Source organism: Megasphaera sp. NM10 (assembly GCF_000417505.1).
In the GTDB taxonomy this organism is placed as follows: domain Bacteria; phylum Bacillota; class Negativicutes; order Veillonellales; family Megasphaeraceae; genus Megasphaera; species Megasphaera intestinihominis.
Genome location: NZ_APHY01000010.1, coordinates 1 through 16,840 on the forward strand (window position 1 = coordinate 1; position 16,840 = coordinate 16,840).

Annotated in this window: 24 protein-coding genes; all 24 read right to left on the minus strand. The window is 50.5% G+C overall.

Annotated elements, in window-relative coordinates; genetic code table 11:
* Positions 1-16 precede the first annotated feature (16 nt).
* Positions 17-1,897 (minus strand): phage tail tape measure protein, encoded by a 1,881-nt coding sequence (locus tag NM10_RS02225; RefSeq protein ID WP_239639564.1) that lies wholly within the window; start codon positions 1,895-1,897, stop codon positions 17-19.
* Positions 1,836-2,135: a hypothetical protein gene (locus NM10_RS13960; RefSeq protein WP_020309997.1), complete on the minus strand. Its 300-nt coding sequence runs from the start codon at positions 2,133-2,135 to the stop codon at positions 1,836-1,838. The genes NM10_RS02225 and NM10_RS13960 overlap by 62 nt, the downstream gene beginning before the upstream one ends.
* Positions 2,136-2,231: 96 nt before the next feature.
* Positions 2,232-2,378 carry a hypothetical protein gene (locus NM10_RS13965; protein ID WP_157868799.1) on the minus strand — a complete coding sequence of 49 codons (147 nt, stop codon included), beginning with the start codon at positions 2,376-2,378 and terminating at the stop codon, positions 2,232-2,234.
* Between the two features lie 20 nt (positions 2,379-2,398).
* Positions 2,399-2,725: a hypothetical protein gene (locus tag NM10_RS02230; protein ID WP_020309998.1), complete on the minus strand. Its 327-nt coding sequence runs from the start codon at positions 2,723-2,725 to the stop codon at positions 2,399-2,401.
* A 10-nt stretch (positions 2,726-2,735) separates the two neighbouring features.
* Positions 2,736-3,266 carry a phage major tail tube protein gene (locus tag NM10_RS02235; protein WP_020309999.1) on the minus strand — a complete coding sequence of 177 codons (531 nt, stop codon included), beginning with the start codon at positions 3,264-3,266 and terminating at the stop codon, positions 2,736-2,738.
* A 12-nt stretch (positions 3,267-3,278) separates the two neighbouring features.
* Positions 3,279-4,724: a phage tail sheath family protein gene (locus NM10_RS02240; RefSeq protein WP_020310000.1), complete on the minus strand. Its 1,446-nt coding sequence runs from the start codon at positions 4,722-4,724 to the stop codon at positions 3,279-3,281.
* A 1-nt stretch (position 4,725) separates the two neighbouring features.
* Entirely contained in the window at positions 4,726-4,962 is a 237-nt protein-coding gene (locus NM10_RS02245; RefSeq protein WP_014016057.1) for a hypothetical protein, read from the minus strand.
* Positions 4,955-5,464 carry a hypothetical protein gene (locus NM10_RS02250; RefSeq protein WP_020310001.1) on the minus strand — a complete coding sequence of 170 codons (510 nt, stop codon included), beginning with the start codon at positions 5,462-5,464 and terminating at the stop codon, positions 4,955-4,957. Before NM10_RS02250 ends, NM10_RS02245 begins: the two co-directional genes overlap by 8 nt.
* Before the next feature lie 4 nt (positions 5,465-5,468).
* The gene (locus tag NM10_RS02255; RefSeq protein WP_020310002.1) at positions 5,469-5,984 is read right to left on the minus strand and encodes a hypothetical protein; all 516 of its coding nucleotides are present in this window, start codon (positions 5,982-5,984) and stop codon (positions 5,469-5,471) included.
* Between the two features lie 8 nt (positions 5,985-5,992).
* Positions 5,993-6,319 (minus strand): hypothetical protein, encoded by a 327-nt coding sequence (locus NM10_RS02260; RefSeq protein ID WP_020310003.1) that lies wholly within the window; start codon positions 6,317-6,319, stop codon positions 5,993-5,995.
* On the minus strand, positions 6,316-6,558 hold the full coding sequence (locus NM10_RS02265) for a hypothetical protein (protein WP_020310004.1): 243 nt from the start codon (positions 6,556-6,558) through the stop codon (positions 6,316-6,318). The genes NM10_RS02260 and NM10_RS02265 overlap by 4 nt, the downstream gene beginning before the upstream one ends.
* Positions 6,559-6,569: 11 nt before the next feature.
* Positions 6,570-7,622, minus strand: a complete 1,053-nt coding sequence (locus NM10_RS02270; protein ID WP_014016052.1) for a major capsid protein — start codon at positions 7,620-7,622, stop codon at positions 6,570-6,572.
* 12 nt (positions 7,623-7,634) lie between these two features.
* Entirely contained in the window at positions 7,635-7,970 is a 336-nt protein-coding gene (locus NM10_RS02275) for a hypothetical protein (RefSeq protein WP_020310005.1), read from the minus strand.
* Positions 7,970-9,040 carry a head maturation protease, ClpP-related gene (locus tag NM10_RS02280; RefSeq protein ID WP_020310006.1) on the minus strand — a complete coding sequence of 357 codons (1,071 nt, stop codon included), beginning with the start codon at positions 9,038-9,040 and terminating at the stop codon, positions 7,970-7,972. Before NM10_RS02280 ends, NM10_RS02275 begins: the two co-directional genes overlap by 1 nt.
* Positions 9,030-10,622 carry a phage portal protein gene (locus tag NM10_RS02285; protein ID WP_020310007.1) on the minus strand — a complete coding sequence of 531 codons (1,593 nt, stop codon included), beginning with the start codon at positions 10,620-10,622 and terminating at the stop codon, positions 9,030-9,032. The genes NM10_RS02280 and NM10_RS02285 overlap by 11 nt, the downstream gene beginning before the upstream one ends.
* 12 nt (positions 10,623-10,634) lie before the next feature.
* The gene (locus NM10_RS02290; protein WP_014016048.1) at positions 10,635-10,853 is read right to left on the minus strand and encodes a DUF6148 family protein; all 219 of its coding nucleotides are present in this window, start codon (positions 10,851-10,853) and stop codon (positions 10,635-10,637) included.
* Positions 10,854-11,063: 210 nt separating this feature from the next.
* On the minus strand, positions 11,064-12,773 hold the full coding sequence (locus tag NM10_RS02295; protein WP_020310008.1) for a phage terminase large subunit family protein: 1,710 nt from the start codon (positions 12,771-12,773) through the stop codon (positions 11,064-11,066).
* A complete protein-coding gene (locus NM10_RS02300; protein WP_020310009.1) occupies positions 12,770-13,288 on the minus strand; it encodes a hypothetical protein in 519 nt (172 codons plus the stop codon). Before NM10_RS02300 ends, NM10_RS02295 begins: the two co-directional genes overlap by 4 nt.
* Positions 13,289-13,804: 516 nt before the next feature.
* Complete coding sequence (locus NM10_RS02310) at positions 13,805-14,248, minus strand: hypothetical protein (protein ID WP_020310011.1); 444 nt, start codon at positions 14,246-14,248, stop codon at positions 13,805-13,807.
* The gene (locus tag NM10_RS02315; protein ID WP_020310012.1) at positions 14,245-14,700 is read right to left on the minus strand and encodes a hypothetical protein; all 456 of its coding nucleotides are present in this window, start codon (positions 14,698-14,700) and stop codon (positions 14,245-14,247) included. Before NM10_RS02315 ends, NM10_RS02310 begins: the two co-directional genes overlap by 4 nt.
* Positions 14,697-14,891, minus strand: coding sequence for a hypothetical protein (locus NM10_RS02320; RefSeq protein WP_020310013.1), 195 nt, complete (start codon positions 14,889-14,891; stop codon positions 14,697-14,699). The genes NM10_RS02315 and NM10_RS02320 overlap by 4 nt, the downstream gene beginning before the upstream one ends.
* A 9-nt stretch (positions 14,892-14,900) precedes the next feature.
* On the minus strand, positions 14,901-15,092 hold the full coding sequence (locus tag NM10_RS02325; protein WP_020310014.1) for a hypothetical protein: 192 nt from the start codon (positions 15,090-15,092) through the stop codon (positions 14,901-14,903).
* 225 nt (positions 15,093-15,317) lie between these two features.
* Positions 15,318-16,214 (minus strand): rolling circle replication-associated protein, encoded by an 897-nt coding sequence (locus NM10_RS02330; RefSeq protein WP_239639565.1) that lies wholly within the window; start codon positions 16,212-16,214, stop codon positions 15,318-15,320.
* Positions 16,215-16,399: 185 nt separating this feature from the next.
* Entirely contained in the window at positions 16,400-16,837 is a 438-nt protein-coding gene (locus NM10_RS02335; protein WP_020310016.1) for a hypothetical protein, read from the minus strand.
* Positions 16,838-16,840: the final 3 nt, after the last annotated feature.

Below are 16,840 nucleotides of genomic sequence, written 5' to 3' on the forward strand. Positions count from 1 at the left end.
TGGCGTTTCGCTGACGTCATTCACCACTGCTGGTTGCTTCACTGATTGTACGGGTTATGTTTTGTGCAATATTGATAGCCGTATCAATCGGATGGGATAAGGCATTGACCAGGCTATTCCACTTATCCATAGCCCAGTCTACGGCCTGGCCAATGGCATCCATGACACTGCTGGCAAAACTTTGTACTGCCGCTACCGCACTGTCCCAGGCAGAGGAAATGTAATCTACCAGTGCAGAAATAATACCTTCTATGATACTGGCTGCGGCCGATACAAAACTGGAAATAGCATCCCACACGGCCGATGCGATAGCCAGACAACCATTCCAGACCCCGGTAAAGAAGGCACCAAAGGCGGATATGATGTCCATGATGACCGATACGGCCATCGTCGCTACGGTCATGATGCCACTCCAGACGGCTGTGGCAATCGCGACCAGGCCATTCCATACGCCGGTGAAGAAAGCGGCCAGGGCTGAAAACAGACTCATGCCGAAAGATACGATATTGTTCCAAATCGCAATGACGGCGGCCCGGAACTGTTCGTTTGTATTCCAGAAATAAATAATGGCAGCCACCACAGCGATGATGGCGGCCACAATGGCGATAATGGGATTAGCCATGAGTGCCATTGCTAACGCTCTGGCTCCTGTTGCCGCAAGACGAAAGGCTGCCCCTAATCCACTCAATCCGGCATGGAAAAGTTTGGATGCCGTCGCGGACCCGCGCAATACGGTTTCCCCATTCTTGTTTACTGTAAAGAACATATCAGCCGTTTCTTTAAGCATCCTAAAACCGGCTCTGATGGCTAAAATAGACCTGGCAGCCAATAAGACGCCGGCAAAGCTGGCGGCCAGGGCAACCATAGTTTGTATCAATACTTGATGTTCTTTGGCCCAATTGGCAAAAGCAACGACAACAGGAACGATACTCCGTAAGATGCTGTTAATGGCTGGCAATAATGCAGAGCCTATTTCAATGGCTACGGCTGTCATACTATTTTTGAACAGATACATTTGATTGGCCGTTGTTTCACATCGGGCTGCATATTCAGCATCCACTGATCCTCCATATTTCGTAGCATCACTAACCTTATTGAAATTATCTTCCAATAGATATAGTTTTGATAATAACGGCGAAATAGCACCAATAGACTCTTCCCCAAATAAATCTTTCAAAACACCGGCTTGCTGATCTTTTGGTAAGTCTTGTATGGCATGAAAAACATCCAAGATGGCGCCTTTAGCGTCGGTTTGCATCCGCTTGGCCATATCTGCCGCATCAAATCCCAACTCTTGGAAAGCGGCGGCCTGGCTTTTTGTAGCTTTTTCCCCGATTGACATACCTAAAATCAAATTTTTAATACCAGTTGCAGCTACATCAGATTTTGTTCCTGTTTGTATCATAGTAGCCCCAAGTGCGGCAATTTCACCAGATGCCACCCCGCCGATTTCCCCGAGTGGACCGATTCGGGTCACGACGTCAGAAATCAATGGTGCCGATGCGGCCGTTGTATTTCCTAAGTAATTGATCTTATCTGCTAATTCGACGACCCCGTCTTGGTTTAAATCAAATGCGCTTCGCCATTTAGCCATCATGTCCCCGGCTTGGTCAGCCGTAAGGTCAAAGGCTACGCCCATCTTTACGGCATCTTGAGCAAATTCCAGCAAATCCTCTTTGGCGATACCAGCCTGCCCGCCAGCGGCCACGATTTTGGCAATTCCCGAAGCAGCCATCGGCATTTTTGTAGACAAGTCTAAGATATCCTGTCCCATCTGTTTAAACTGCTCTGGTGTATCAAAATCGACAACTTTTCTGATTTCAGCCATTTCACTTTCAAATTCCATGGCCGCTTTCGTTGCCCCCACTAACGGTGCTGCCAGGACAGCTGTTTTCATAGCAGTCTCCAGCCAAATTACTTTTCGCACTGTCAAAGGCCGCCTGTGCTTTTTGCTTTTGGGCCTGGGCATCTAAGATGTCGGACCGTCGCTGTGTCAAATCGTTGATACGGGCCTGGAGAGCGGCAATCTGCCGATACGATGCTACACTGACCTGACCTGTGGCCCGCTGTTCTGCCGATGCCGCCCGCTGCGCACTCCGCATGGCGTCATTGGCCGCCTTGATCTGCGTCTTCAACTCTTTGGACTCGGCGATAGCCGCTGCATCGACGAAGCTACAGACCCATCCAGACGGCCCTTGATGGCAATGGCTAATTCCATGACACGACTCATCTTATTGCCCTCCCTTCTTGGCTTTCTCTATTTCTTCTTTTTCCCGGTCTACTTCTTCATTCATGACTTGAATCCAGGCATGAAAATCGCCGATTGGTTGTTCCAGGAACCATCCAATCGGCGTTTTTGTGTACTTGGCAAGCCTCATAGCCGACAATCTTATGTTTTCTACGGCTCCTTGGGCAGTAAAAAATTCTGCGCCTTCAAGCAGGCTGCCATGAAGTCAGGACCACTCAAGTTGAGGATGTCGTCATACTTCATTTTAGCTGCCGCCGCGGCCACGATGGCCTGGTATTCCATGGATAATGCCGGTACTGTCATAAGTTTGTCTTTCTTTTTAGCCTGGCTCATGCAAGCCAGCAGAGCATAGCCGTTCAGTTTTGCAAAGTCAAAATAAATTTCCGTTTGCCCGTTCGGCAACGGAGTTGTCAGATGCAGGATATTTTCCTGATCTACGATTTCAGCGTTGACGAGTTCGTTTTCTTTTTCTTTCATGGGGATCCTCCTAGTTCATACCAATATTGGCGCGAACCTGCTGTAACAGGTCAACACCGTTCACGATAGCTTTGTAGCCGTATTTGTCGATTTCACAGAGCGTAGCGCCGCCCATTTCAATTTTGAAGTACGTACATTCGATGACGGTTTCACTGTCCGTCTTCGACCCGGCTTTGAATTTGCCAGGGTTGTGGCTCTTGACGCGGCCGCGGACGGCGACTCGATACTGCTCGTGTTCATAATCATTGGCACCGCTGTCCCAGTTCTGGATGTCCGAGTAGAGTTCCAGAGCCAATGTGCTGCCGCCGACCAGGCGGGAACTCGTTTTCGTCGGCACCTGCCAGGTCATCTTTAATTCCAAGGAATCAAAATGGCCGGCGATGGGCGCTTCGATTTTACCAGCGACGCCGATGCCTTCAATATCTTCTGTCAGCGATTTCAAATCCGGCAATTCGACTTCGTTGACGCCGATTAAATCGTCGGCGCCGTCGATATAAGCCCGCATATCATTGATGACTTCCGGGATTTTATTTACTGCCATGGTTTTCCCTCCTTACGAGAATAATACTTCAAAATTCGATACGTCATACTCAAAGGTATCTTCAATGTCCTGTGCCGGGACTGGCGGCGTCAGCTTCGTGTGGATTCGGAAGATGCCGGCCAGTAAATCGGTCGTCGGGTTTTCATCAGCCAGGAACTGGACACTGGCCCCTAAGAGATATCCTCGTGACGTAAGCCCATTCAACCGCACCTGTTCGCTGTCTACTAGCGTTTTTACCAGTCTCGGAGTGATTGGCTGGTCTGTCTTCTGCCAGTTCGTTAAAATGAAGGTGACATACTGCCAGTTGAACATGCGCCGGACACAGATGAACATATCTTTGACATCTGTCGTGCCTGGATAAGCACCGGTAAAGTTCCCCCAGGACTTCCAGCCGCCGGAGAAATTCAAGCCCGTAACGATGCCCTGTTCATTAAGCAGATTGGCCTGTGTCAGATTGAGATTTACTTCACTGCCATCTTTCAGGCACAGCCCTGTCGCCTGTAATGTCTGGTTGGACGGCGACTGATACGGGACGTCATCGTTATTGCCGTCGGTAACGCCGATGATGCCCATGATATGAGTCGATAAGTGGAAAACCATATCGCCATTTTTAGCACACGGCCAGCAGACAATCTGGTTGTTCCCCGTGTAGTTGTTGCCGTTTTTCCACATATTGACGTCGGCGTATTTTTTGACCTGTTCCGTATTGATGTCTACCAGTGCCATGCAAGGGAACAAGCCGTCGATTTTAGCCGCTTTGGCTTTCATGACAGCGGCAATGGCCGGCTTTTCAGACCAGCCCGGTGCTGCCAGCAGGCCCGGAACTTTGCCAATCTGGAAATAAATATCGTCGATGAGTTCCAGCCCTTTGTTTTTGCCATCCGTGGACATGCCGCCGATGATGTCGTCATCTTTGACAGCCGTCGGATCTAATTTGTCATAAGCAACATGGATGCTCGATACGGAGGCCAGTGCACCATCATCCAAGAGTGTAATGATGAGCTGACCATCATCGTCATATGCCGCCGTATAGTCCGTATCCAAGGTGGCTGCGGACCCGTCTGCACTGCCCTTGACGGTCAGCGTATGCAATAAGACCGGGTCTGTAAGGATGACCTGTTTCTTCGTAACTGTCTTGGCCGTGTCCGAAACGGACACTTTATGTTTGGTCGGGTCCAATACATTGACAAATACAATGGGCTTTACATTGTACAGTTTGAATTCGGTATACATCGCTTCGCAGAGCGTGTACTTATCCCAGTCGGGATGATACCCCAAATTCTGCGTCGCTTCCTTCCAGCTGTAGCAGATGACGGGTTTATTGACATAGGCCGTCGGGTCTTCTGTCAGATGGACAGGCGCCGTCCCGAAGACAACCGGCAAGCCGGAATCAGCGGCGACAGTCGCCACAATCGAGGTCGGGACTTCGCTTGCTTTTACGCCGTGGAAAAATGCCATTTTACTTACCTCCGTGTAATGCCATGGCCCGTTTATACATGATGTTTCTCAACGAGCCTGTAGATTTAACTTCTTTTTGTGCCGCATCCAATTCGCCCGCTGTGACGAACAGATGCTTATATACCGGGTCGTCCTTATATTTTGCAGGAATCCCGTCTGCGAAAATCTGATTCGTGTGGATTTCCGTGTCTTTATAGGCTGGGCCGACGTAGATGACCGGCCCGCTGTTTTCACTCATCGTATCTGCCTCCTAAAACCTCCCAATGAGTTTGACGTGGCTGCGGAATGAATACGTCGAACTCAATGACACCTACCCATTGTGGGAACGGCTGGTCATCGGGAATCGTCGTCTTGATATTCCCGTCATCTATATCAATGAACCATTTCTTGGCAATGGGATTGTTGGCCAGCAGGTGATAGCGGATGAATTCGAGGAAATGGAACAACATATGAGCTCCATAGGTCATATCTTCATCGTAAATGGTCGCGTAGATGACGATAGATGTAACTGATTTATCCCGGTCGTCTGTCGTAGCTTCTGGCCGTATCACGACGGCCGGACAAAGTTTCTTTTGGTCTGCCCGGTTATTCGCCCGGGGCAGGAATCCGGCATATACATTTACATCCGTATCGATACTCGAAAAGATATTTTCTGGCCGGCCTTCACAATATTCCTGGTAAGCCGTGAATTTTTCTTTCAAGAATTCCGCGATACCTTCCGCACATTCCAATGGGGTCATCGCATCACTTCCCTAATCTGTATTCGATTTCATGTTCCAATCGTTCTTCAAAGACATCACTGCCACGGTCCATCATGACGCTCAGTACATCGGGATTGCCGAATAACTGCGGCACGGCTGGCCCATAGATGCCTTTCAGCGGGTATCTTTCCTTGCCCTTACGGGCGACGAATGCCCCGCCCAGGCTAAAGCCGCGGGGGACATGCGTCATTTTCCCTCGCTTTACAGATACGAAGACGCCGTCCCGCCGCTTCTTGGCCTGGTATTTATGGATTGCCTCGGGCGCCCCTTTGACAAGGATGGTAGCCCCGTCCTCATCAGCCCGGATCTGCGCCTTGGCTTTCAAATCCCCGGCCTTCATGGTATAAATGCTTCGGATTCCCTTCGTTCCGGCCTGTCGTGCCGCTGTGGCTGCCCGCTTCCCGGCCGCTACGGCTGCCCTGGCGATTTCTTTGTCGCTCAGAGTGGACAGGGCATCCATTATTTTTTTATCTCCCTGGATGTCGATTTCTACGCTCATAGGCCCTCCTAGTGATTCTTGTGCAGGGTCATCGTCAGGATACCCATGTCGTCGATGACGTTATCTACCAGGCAGTAATCGCCATCGACAGTAAAGCTTTCTCCTTCCGCTGGGACTTCTCGGTAATCGTCTTTAGCGATATGGATGATGATGACCTGGCCATGGGTTCCCTCGAAGCCGGAATAGATTTCCTGTGTCTGGAACATAGCTTCTTCTTTGGGACTCTGCACGATGCATGTATACTTCTTGCCATTCAGCTCATGTGTTTCGGCAAATTCATCAGCATTGAGAAAAGCCGGAATGTCCGAAGCTACCATTTCTTTGAACGTGCTCATTTTTGGACGGCTGCGGCGGCATCGGCCTGGGGCAGTTCCATCCCCGGTTCGTCTGCCGGCGATTCTTCCGTCTCTGGCTCATTAGCCAGGGCCACTTTGTCCCCAACCAAGGCAACAACTTGTTCATCGGCCCGTTCCATGAGTTTTTCCGCTTCATCGTCCGGCAACTCGAACGATTCACCAGTCCGATATAAGTGCTTGCCCATGGAAACGCAGCCGTATGTAACGACTAACTTCATGGTCATCCCTCCTATTTCGCTTTGATGACGGCCCAATCGTCGACAAACTGCGGAGCCAGGACACAACGGCAGTACATGTAGAAGCTCAATACCTGCGTATCCTTGTTGCCGTTATAGTACGGCACATACGGTGCAACGAAGGTTTCGTAGGCCGTGCCGGCATCATTGAGCAGGGTGCAGGCGCCGTGGAGCTGACTGCCGCGGCCCGGAATGGCGATGATGGCCGTATCGGGGTCGATGAAATACTGCGATTTCCCGGCATCGTCGGTGTACGTTTCTGCATAGGTATAGACGTCGAGGTTCAGCGATTTGATGCGCCCGACGTGAGTAATCTGCGGACTGATGATCTGCGGCTGGAAGCCCATGAGGGACAGATTGTCCGCCGTCGGAACCATCATCCATTTCATGATCTGGTCATTGCTCAGCAAATAATCTGCGATGTTTTTCCCACAAATCATCATGGTCGGGACGATACCGGCGTCTTCCTGGATGAGTTCCGAAGCGTTCTTGATGTCGCTGTAAATCGTCGCGCCGGCTTTATCCCAAGTTGTCGTCGGCGTGACTTTATGGTCAAAGTCAAACGCAATGGTGTCAATCAACACCGTCTTACCGTCATCGGCATAACCTTCGATGTCGCATTTACCAGTCTGCAAGATATCCGCCGCCATCTTCGCTTTGCGGTTTATGATTGCGTTCTGCAAATCCACCATATCTTCAGCCTGCTTGATGGCTGCGCGCTGGGCCGGTGTCGTCGTGCTGTAGATGTTTTCGCCGAAGCCGCGTTCCGATAATTCTTCCGGATCTACTACCTTACTCGGCCCCATCATCGGCGGCTGGTAGATAGCGATTTTAGAGCCCGTGTCTTTCAGGCTCGCTCCTTTTGCGCCACGAACGACAAAGGGGGCCAGCTGACGGCCACGCTTGCGGTATTCTACGGCAATCTTGGTCGTAACGGCTGTCGCCGGTACAAGCGGGAAAAAGGTATCAAGCAAAAAAGATGCCGGCGGCGTAATCCGTTCCATTGCCTGCATCAAAGATACAGTATCTCTCAATTCAATAGCCATATTCAGTTCCTCCTAGTGTACAGATGTCAAGAAAATACCGGCATTTCGCAATTCGTCTTCATGGGCGTCAATCGTATCTTCGCTGGCGGCAATGAGGTATTCGCGATGGAATCGGCCGGAAACATAGACCGTCGCAATGGTGGCTTTATCATCCACGTCGCAACTCAAAATAGCATTGGCAACAGCGGCTTTAGCCGTAGCCATAGCGGCTGTCCCGGTAACGGTCATCAGCGTGCCGCGTTTCATGGCTGTCCCAGCCGTTAATGTGACGTTCTTGAGCAAAATCGGAATTTCCGGCCCGCCGATAAGCTGGTCGTGTTTAATGTCGATGACTTCTCTGATTGCCATTATTTTGCACCTCTCAATCTATTCGCTGCATTGACTACGTCTTCAATGTCCTGAGCTTTCTTTACGGCTGTCTGGTCCTGCGGCATCCCTGTTTTGGGCACAGGCGTTACCTGTTCAGATCCGGACTGCATCTGTTCCATAATCATGGTGCGCACGCTTGCCAATGCCTGGTCACTCGGCGACTGTACGCCGGCGGCGGCTTCGATATAAGGAGCTACATCATCCGCTGTCCGACCGTCGCTGATAGCCCGGTCAATCATGGCATCGGTGTATACGTTCCCGTTTTTCAATGCCTTCAATTCGGCGATTCGCTTCGATTCATCCGCATCCTTGTTCGCGTTCTGCGGGTTCAAACCCAATAAGGCTGCCAGTTTGCTGGCTAAGGTTTTATCATCCATGTTTTTTTCTCCTTTGTTGATGATCTTTTCAAGCTGTGCCCGGTTCTTCATGTGACACGGGCAGGAAATATTATTGACAATCAGCATATTGTCATTCAGGCTGGCCGTGACCTGATAGTCTTCGTCGATGGCGTCGATAAAACCATTTTCCAGGGCCTGGTCGGCCGTCATCCACGTTTCATCGTCCATCATCTGTGCCAATTCATCCGTTGTCTTATGACATCGTTCCTCATAGACGTTCAAAATCGTTTCTTTCGTCGATGCCAATGCTTTCTGCAATTTGGCCAGGCCCTGTTCATCGTAGCCGCCGATGAGAAAAGATGCCGGGTTGTGAATCATATACAGTGCATTCCGCGGCATTTCGACGTTGTCGCCAGCACAAGCGATGATAGTGGCCGCACTGGCACACATCCCGTCGATGTGCATGGTCTTCTTGCCGCTGTAGCCTTTGAGCATCGTATAAATGGCCTGGGCCGCGAATACGTCGCCACCGGGACTGTTGATACGTACTGTCAGATTCTTGCCGCCACATTCTTTCAAATCGTCGTTGAACTGGCGCGGCGTAACGTCATCGTCGTACCATGACTGCGAAGCGATGGCGCCATACAGCAGCAGTTCTGCATTGTCATCGCCCGCTTCATTGACGAAACGCCAAAATCTTTTACTCTTCATGGGTTGTCTCTCCTTTGTCGGCCAGCACTTCCGGGCTTCCGATAGTCAGGCCGTATCTTTCAATCATCTTCTGTTCGTATGCCAGCTGTTCCAGGTTTTCTTCCAGGTCCGTGCCTGTCAGTTCGGCCGCTTCTCGTTCGCGTGTGCTCAAACCGTATGTCGTCCGCAAGGCACTGCCATTGACGTCTTTTACCGGGTCAAGTATCGTCATGGTCGGTCCATACCAATCGGCATTGCACCAACATTTCCGAATTAATGGATCCGTGAAGAATCCCGGTGCTTTGACGCGGCCGATGGCAATGGCTTCGGCCAGCCACATTTCATAGACAGGCTGGCAGAAATCGCGGGCGAACCAGATGCGCCGGCGCTTATATTCTTCCCACGCCTGTAGCATGGCGGCACGGGAGGCCGAATAGGACGACGTGAAATGCTTCATCAGGACTTCGTAAGGCTGGCCGATGGCGCTGCCGACCATTTCCAACAGCTTCGTCGTGAAGGCGTCAAACGTTGACATGCTGCGCGACGCATCGACGCTTTTGACATCGACCCCACGGGGCAGGGCATTGATGGTTCCAGGCCCTAATGCGTATTCGTCCGGGTCGATGACGGGCCCGCCCTGGGGGTCAATGGTTTTGCCGATGAAGTCATTCAGCGTGCCGCCAGATGTCTGGGACTCTGTGAAAAACAGCGAGAAAAAAGACTTTACAATGGCAGCTGTCAGCTCGGCTGTCGTGTAACGGCTGACTTGTTTCAACGTCTCAATGACAGGGGATAAATACGGCGCTCCCCGATATTGTTCCGGCCGCTGGTCATTGCTGGTCTGTATGATGTTTGGCATGCCGCAAATGTCGCCCCATGCTTTGACGCGGGTCCAGGTGGCAATCGTCCCTATATCTACCGGGTCGCCAGGTACTTTGTTCGATACCCAATAGGCGGCGACGGCTCCATCCGGGTCGATTTCTACGCCGGATATGATTTTGTTCCCCGGTGTGGGCGCCGTCATTTCGACGGCATACGGCCCGGTAATACCATAGTAGTCCCGGCCATAGGGATTGCTTATCCGGTTTCCTTCTAGGAGTTGAAGGCGCAAGCTGTACGGCATATCCGCTGTCGGCGGCCGGCGTTTGAACAGGCAAAAGGCATCTCCATCCACGAGATAGCCCGTGTAGTTGATGTCCTGCATGTCGTAAAAATTATTGCGCCTCGTCAGATCGCACTGTGTCGAGCTGGCCCACAGGTCGAATTCCTGGGCTACATGGCGTGACCATTCCCGTGATTCGTCGGCCGTCATGCCTAACAGCTTGTACTTGGGACGCGGAAACAGATGCAACCCCGCCCCAATCGTATGCAGTGAACTGGTCATGATAGCCGCTGCCCCAATGGGCGTATTGATAGATTGGTCGGCACTGCGGTTGCGCAACGTATACAGATTGGCGTTTACGTCTGATTTTGCGGAATATTTTCGCGGATTGTAGGCTTTTAGAATATTGCTTTCGTGCGAAGCCCCGCCGTTTGAATAACCGCTGTTCTGGATTGTCGGCGTCCGCGCCTTTTGTCGTGACCGTTTATTTCGTTTTGCCATGGTCGGCCCTCCTTAATCGAAAAATACAATGCGCTTCCCGCGCCCTTTCCCTGGCGTTTCACTGTCATCCAGCGTCGCCCCACTGGCAATCAAGTTGTCGATGGCGACGCGGATGCTGGACAAGTCCGCCCTTGTCAGGGTCCGGTTCCCGATGGTATACGACTGTCCCATCAAAACGGCCTTCTCGGCTTCTACATACCGGGCCAGTCGTTCATTTTGCAGTTTACTCATGGTTCCTCCTACCAAATGTTCGTCTGTTTGCTGACCCGTCTTTTCCTTGCGGGCTTAGGTGGTTCTTTTCTGACAACCGCTTCCTGTGCCGGCTGTTTCATGATAGTTTGCAGTTCATCCCATTGCGGATTGACCGACAACATGCATCCCAGGTTGTAGACTCGAAGATCTAGAGGTTCGTTTCGGACACCTGTTGTCGTCTGCCATACCTCACGGATAACTCCGTTTTTTTTTGACTTTCGTCTTATGTTCAGAAATAAGTCCCTTGAAATAGAGTTCGTCATATCCCCGGTTATCCAGGCCGTCGCTGTTTTCATTCAACGGGAAATGCATGTATTGAGGCCCTGTGGCTTTGATGGCCAGGCGGTTCATGACCTGCTGTTTGCCATCGTCTACGCCGAGGATGACCAGCGGTATCGGTGTCCCCGATGCCTTCCCAATTTTATAGTTCAACGGTATGCCCGGCATGTTGCTGTAACCTTTGATAGCGAACCGCTGTTTTGTGAAATTCGCTTCACAATAGCGATAGACATGGCCGGTATAATGGCCGCCAGAGTCGATGAAGGTACGGACGATTTTCAGCCCGGTTCCGTTTTTGAACCGGTACACGTGTTCGAGAATGGTGTCCAATTCTTCCCAGGTTGATTCCTGGTCTGGACGACCTAAAATAACGCCCTTGCGGATACCCCACGACTCTTCACCGGCTCCCCAACCACATACTTCATATTCCAGTCGGTTGTCCTGGGTATCGACGGCTGCTGTCAATAACAGCACGCCATCGGGCAACTCCGCTCCATACGATTCGCGGCGCCTGACGAAAATCGTTTCGTCATCGAACGCCCCTGGCTGTCGATAGCTTTCGCCGAACCGCGTGTTGACCACAACCTGTTCGCGCGTCGGGTCTCCTTTGGCTTCCAGCCATTCCCGCATGATTTCATTCCAGCTGGTCCAGGGAGAAGTGAAAGCATTGATGAAAAAGGAACGGATACCATTCGACCGGGCCTTTGGATTCTGTGCTCGATAGCCTTGAACAGCGTTCTTCATTTGCCGTTCCGTGAATTCATAGCCACATGCCGGGCATCTCCATTTTACGTGATGTACAATAGCATGCCGTTCGCCCCGGTCATCTTTGTATGTCTCTGCATCGGTTTCCATGTCGAGATACCGGAGCAGATGCCATTCCCCGCAATTAGGGCATTGATGCTGCCATTCTTCCTGCGTGCCGGCGATGTATTCCGCATCAATCCGGCTGCTTCCCTCGGTTGTCGGCGTCGAAAACAGCCCCATGACCCGATTCCAGAAAGTCGTCATTCGTTTGGCTGCCAGGTCTACCGGGTCGCCTTCGGTTCCAGCCGAATCGGGAAATCGGTCCACCTCGTCGGCCAGCAGAATCCGTATCGGACGGCTGGCCAGTCCGGCTGGGCTGTTAGCTCCACACATGACCAGTCGGCCGCCTGGGAAGAATTTCGACAGAATCGTATTATTTCCATCCCTGGTTTTAGCCGTCTTATCCCCGGCCCGCTTCACATCGTAGAACAACGAACTCAATACGGGCGTGTCGCGGATCATGGGAGCAATACGTGATTTGGAATAATCCTGGGCCATGTCTACTGTCGGCTGTATCATCATGATGGAAGCCGGGTCCAGGTGGGCAAAGCGCCCGATGACGTTGTTCATGATGTCTGATTTACCGATCTGCGCCGCTGACTTGACGACGACGCGATGTACGCCGGGTTCTGTGAAGGCATCCATGATGGCCCGTTGGTACTCGGCCCGTTCCGTCCGCCATTTGCCCGGCTCTGACGAAACGCCGGCCGACAAATAGCGGTATGTATCCGCCCATTCGCTGACAGACGTCTTCGGCAGCGGTTTCAAGCCGTGTCGGGAAATATATTGCCACAATTCTTTCGCTGACTTCATGGCTCGTCCTCCTCTTCTACTTCTTCATCGGTGAAGAGATCCGGACTGTATTCACTCAGCTCAGATAGCTTTTCTTCCAATTCTTTCGTCAATCTGGCGTAAATTTCTTCTTTGGTTTTCCCTTCCAGTTGTGGCGCCAGTTTTGTCGGCAGTCCCAACAGTTGCGTCCTCAAGTTAGACAACATTTCTGTCATAACTAATTCGACCGTTTTGGCACTGTATACACGGTGTTCCATCTTGGCCAGGCGTAATTCAGCGATTTCCCGCTTCGTCTTTTCATGCCGGGCTTTTTCGGTCATATAGTCTATGTCTTCATCGCCGCCGCTTCCTTTGGTGGCGTCTTTGTAATTGAGGATGGATTGTACCAAAAAGACGCCGCCACTCTTGTCTTTTTCATCGCGAATGACGATGCCTTCCTGGATTAACTGAGAGATTCTAGGAGGGGTTAAGCCGATTGCGTCGGCCAGCGAACGCTGAGTAACCGTGATTTCACGGGCTTTCCCGCGTACTTTCATGACGCCCTCCCTCCTCTCTGACTTAACATTTTGATTTGTTTATGCGGACGCATGAGCTATATAAATAAATCATACCCCGCTTCACTAAAACCATTTGAAAATATAAATTAAGGGCTGAATTTTACTAAAATCTAGTTTTCTTTCGGGCGCCGCGGTCGCGCAAGGCTTTTGTTAACCCAGAAGAACCTAGTCAAAAAAAATCCAGAAATAAAAATTTCCGGACTCATCGAATCAAAAATCTTATTTTCCTCAAGTTGACCAGAAACCTTCGCAAAACCTTTCTGTTTTGTATCCAGCGTCTCCAATGCGCACAGCATACAGGCAAGGTACATCCTGTGCATTGACCCGTGGCGCATGACTGCTGTCCGGGTAGTACAACACCCCGTCTATGTGGACGGGGTGCTGCTCCTTGCGTGTCTATCTATTCTTGAGGGGTGAAAACAATCATGTGCTCTATGCCATTCCCATTGCTTCACATATACACTATACCACAGGTCCAACCTGAACTACCATGAACTAGCATGAACTAATTTTATTTTTTTTGAAGATTTTGTCGAATTCTTCCAGCGCCTGGGCACGCAGTCCGTTTTCCTTGCGCCGAAGCCAGCTGTCTGAGCAGATTCCTTCGCAGGCTTTTTCCCAGGTTTCGTGCCACAAATAATGCCGCTTCATTATCGCCTGCATCCGCTCATCGTCCATACATTCGACGAGCTTCTTGAATTCCCACGGGCGGTTTACGGTCTGAAGGTATTCACGTAACATTTTGTCGCGCTTATCCAGAAACCCGATAATCCGGTCTTCCATCGCATTCCGCCCGTTCCCGCCGCTGACTCGCGGCTTTTCATAATCAATGGCATTCAATGCCAGCAAGTCGTGTTGGATCTGACTGATTTCTTTCAGCAGCATGTTGGCTTTTTCTTCCGACTCATAGACCAGTTTGAGATACTCTGTGCTTGTCACGCTACCCCTCCCTCCAATTTCGGTGCCGGCATTTCCGCTTCAATGTCCAGCGTCATCTGCGCCCGCTTTCCCTGGATGAATAATTCCGCTTCCTTCATGGCGCTTCGCACGGCATTGTCCAGCTCCATCCAGCTTTTAGCATAAATCTTTTCCGTCTTGAATGTAGCGACTAATTCATCATCGCCATGCATCGCTCCCGATAAAACGTAATTGTTGATGCTGTTGTCCCGATTGTATTTAATTACGATGTCTTCAATCACCCCATCGCATACCGCGGCAAAGCAGGTATCCACATTGGCCATGACGGGAAAAATATGCTCCATGGCCTTATATAATTCTGGCCGGGCCAGTTCTTTGCTTTTCAGTACATATTCCCGCGGCACTTCTTTTTCGTTTTCGAGGTATCCGATTCGGACAACATTACTGCGCACGTGAATCTTGCTGATGATCATAACTTCACCTTGCTTTCGATGAACGTAATGTGCACCTTGAATCCGCAGATAGTCGCAATCTCTTCCAGCGCCTGCTTCAATAGCATCCGGCGTATACGATACCTGCGGTTCCTCCGCTTCTCCTGCCGCTTCTTCTCAACCCGGCTAATCGCTTTTTCCGCTGTCGGGTCTTGGTAGTGTTCACTGTTCATTCGCCTCGCCTACTTTCCGAAAATCTTTTCCGATACTTCGTTCATGTCAATGTCTTCCTCTACTTTCTTCTTCGGTCGTCCTGGATGTTTCTTGGGCTTCACTGTCGTTTCCAGATTGTCCAGGATGCGGCCGCCCGTCAAAATGTCCAGAACTTTTTTCACGGATTCGTCGTCCCCGGTAATGCTGATATGCACTTCCATCGTCTCACCTCCTATTCCTTGCGCGCGCCTGCATCCCCGTAAATGGTTCGTAAGTAGGCAACGCACTTCGTTCGTATTTCTGCCGCCCTGGCCCCGTGATGGCGTTCGTAATGGCATCGCTCACAAAGCGTGACGGTTTTGTTGATTTCGTCTGATTTATAAATCCCGCACGGCTCATGGTGCATCTTTTCCCCGTCGTCGATGTATCTCCCGCAGACGATGCACTTATACCCGTCTCTTTCGTGTACGCTGTCGTTGAGCCGTTTTAGCTTGACTCCCCGGAGGCGTACCCTTTTCGTTTTTGCAATATACGTCGCTATCCCTCCTCGTCATTTTTACCGTGATATGCCAGCCCGTCAATTCATTGAACGTACTGCTGGCTTCGATGAATTCATAGCCAGGATATAATTTCTCCCATACGTCCCGGCATTCGGTCTGTCCGGCCAGTTCTTCCAGCTTGCGATGCGTAAACGCCCAGTCTGTTTTCGTGACCTTCGGGTTTTCCAGATTTCGAGAACAAATATATGTGTTCTCAAATTTCTCTTTGTTGCGGGCTTCCTTCATGATGTATTGGCAGAGCCGCTGCATCAATTCCGCATCGTCTATCCGCAACCGGCTGGCATTGCTCAGGCCATTGCCCCAAACGTCTTCCAGCTCATTACGGTCCAGGCCTCCGCTAATAATCAGGTGAAAATGAATATTCGTCCCCTTTCGTTCGATGGCTCCCATATACTTTACCGAGGGAAGCCCCGCTTTTTTACGCCGACGGTTCACGCGCTTGATGAAATTATGGAAGTCTTTCTTGGCATTCTTTACGTTGTCCCGTTTGTGCAGCGTGTCATAGGTCAATGTCAAATAAACATCGTCTCCCGTGAAATTCGTTTTTACTTTCTGGCAGAATGTTCGCAATGCCTTCTTTTTATTTCGGCGTACTTGATCCGGCGAAGACAGGTTGACTTTCTTTTCTCTCATCTTCTTTCCACGTTTCCCCATATCGGGAACTTCAAACAAATCCGTTTCAAAATATCTTTTTCCGCAGAAATATTTCACATTACGAACAAACCCCATGGTCTCACTTCCTTTCCAGGTGGCACTAAATATAACGCCTACTACAAGCCCCAATGGGCCTGTGGCCCATCACTTCCTTTATATACATATATATGGAAAAATGGAGACGCTCGAAATGAACGTTTCCATTGTCCATTTTTAATTTAAGATGTGGGCCAGAATATAAATAAATCCGCCCCAAAATAAAAGACTGATGATAATCATACCCCGCCATACTATAGCCCTGAGTTCATAATCTGTTACGTGCATTGTGCTTTCCATTCCTTCCGTTCTTTGCTGTTCATCCATGTCGGATAGTCCATGTGGTGAAGTTTCGCCTGCTCAATATCGAGCCCCAACGGCGATAACGGCTTCTTGAGTTTGCGCCGGGGTACGGGCTGTTCCTTCCCATTCCCATAGCACATCTTTTCTTTCCATTGCTTATTTGCCTGCCGTGACAGCCGCTGCTTTTCTGTATGCAAGATATTCTTGGCAATATTTCCACATTCACGGCTGCACACATATGGCGATGTGTAGTGTTCCAGCGGCCGTCTACATACGATACACTTCTTCAGTTTCTTTCTCGTCTTCATGCGCCGCCACTTGGTATATTCATCTAGGATGCGATGCCGGCATGATTCGCAATACTTTCCATTTCCCTTGGCCTGGAATTCCCGGCCACAGCAAGGACAAATCATATT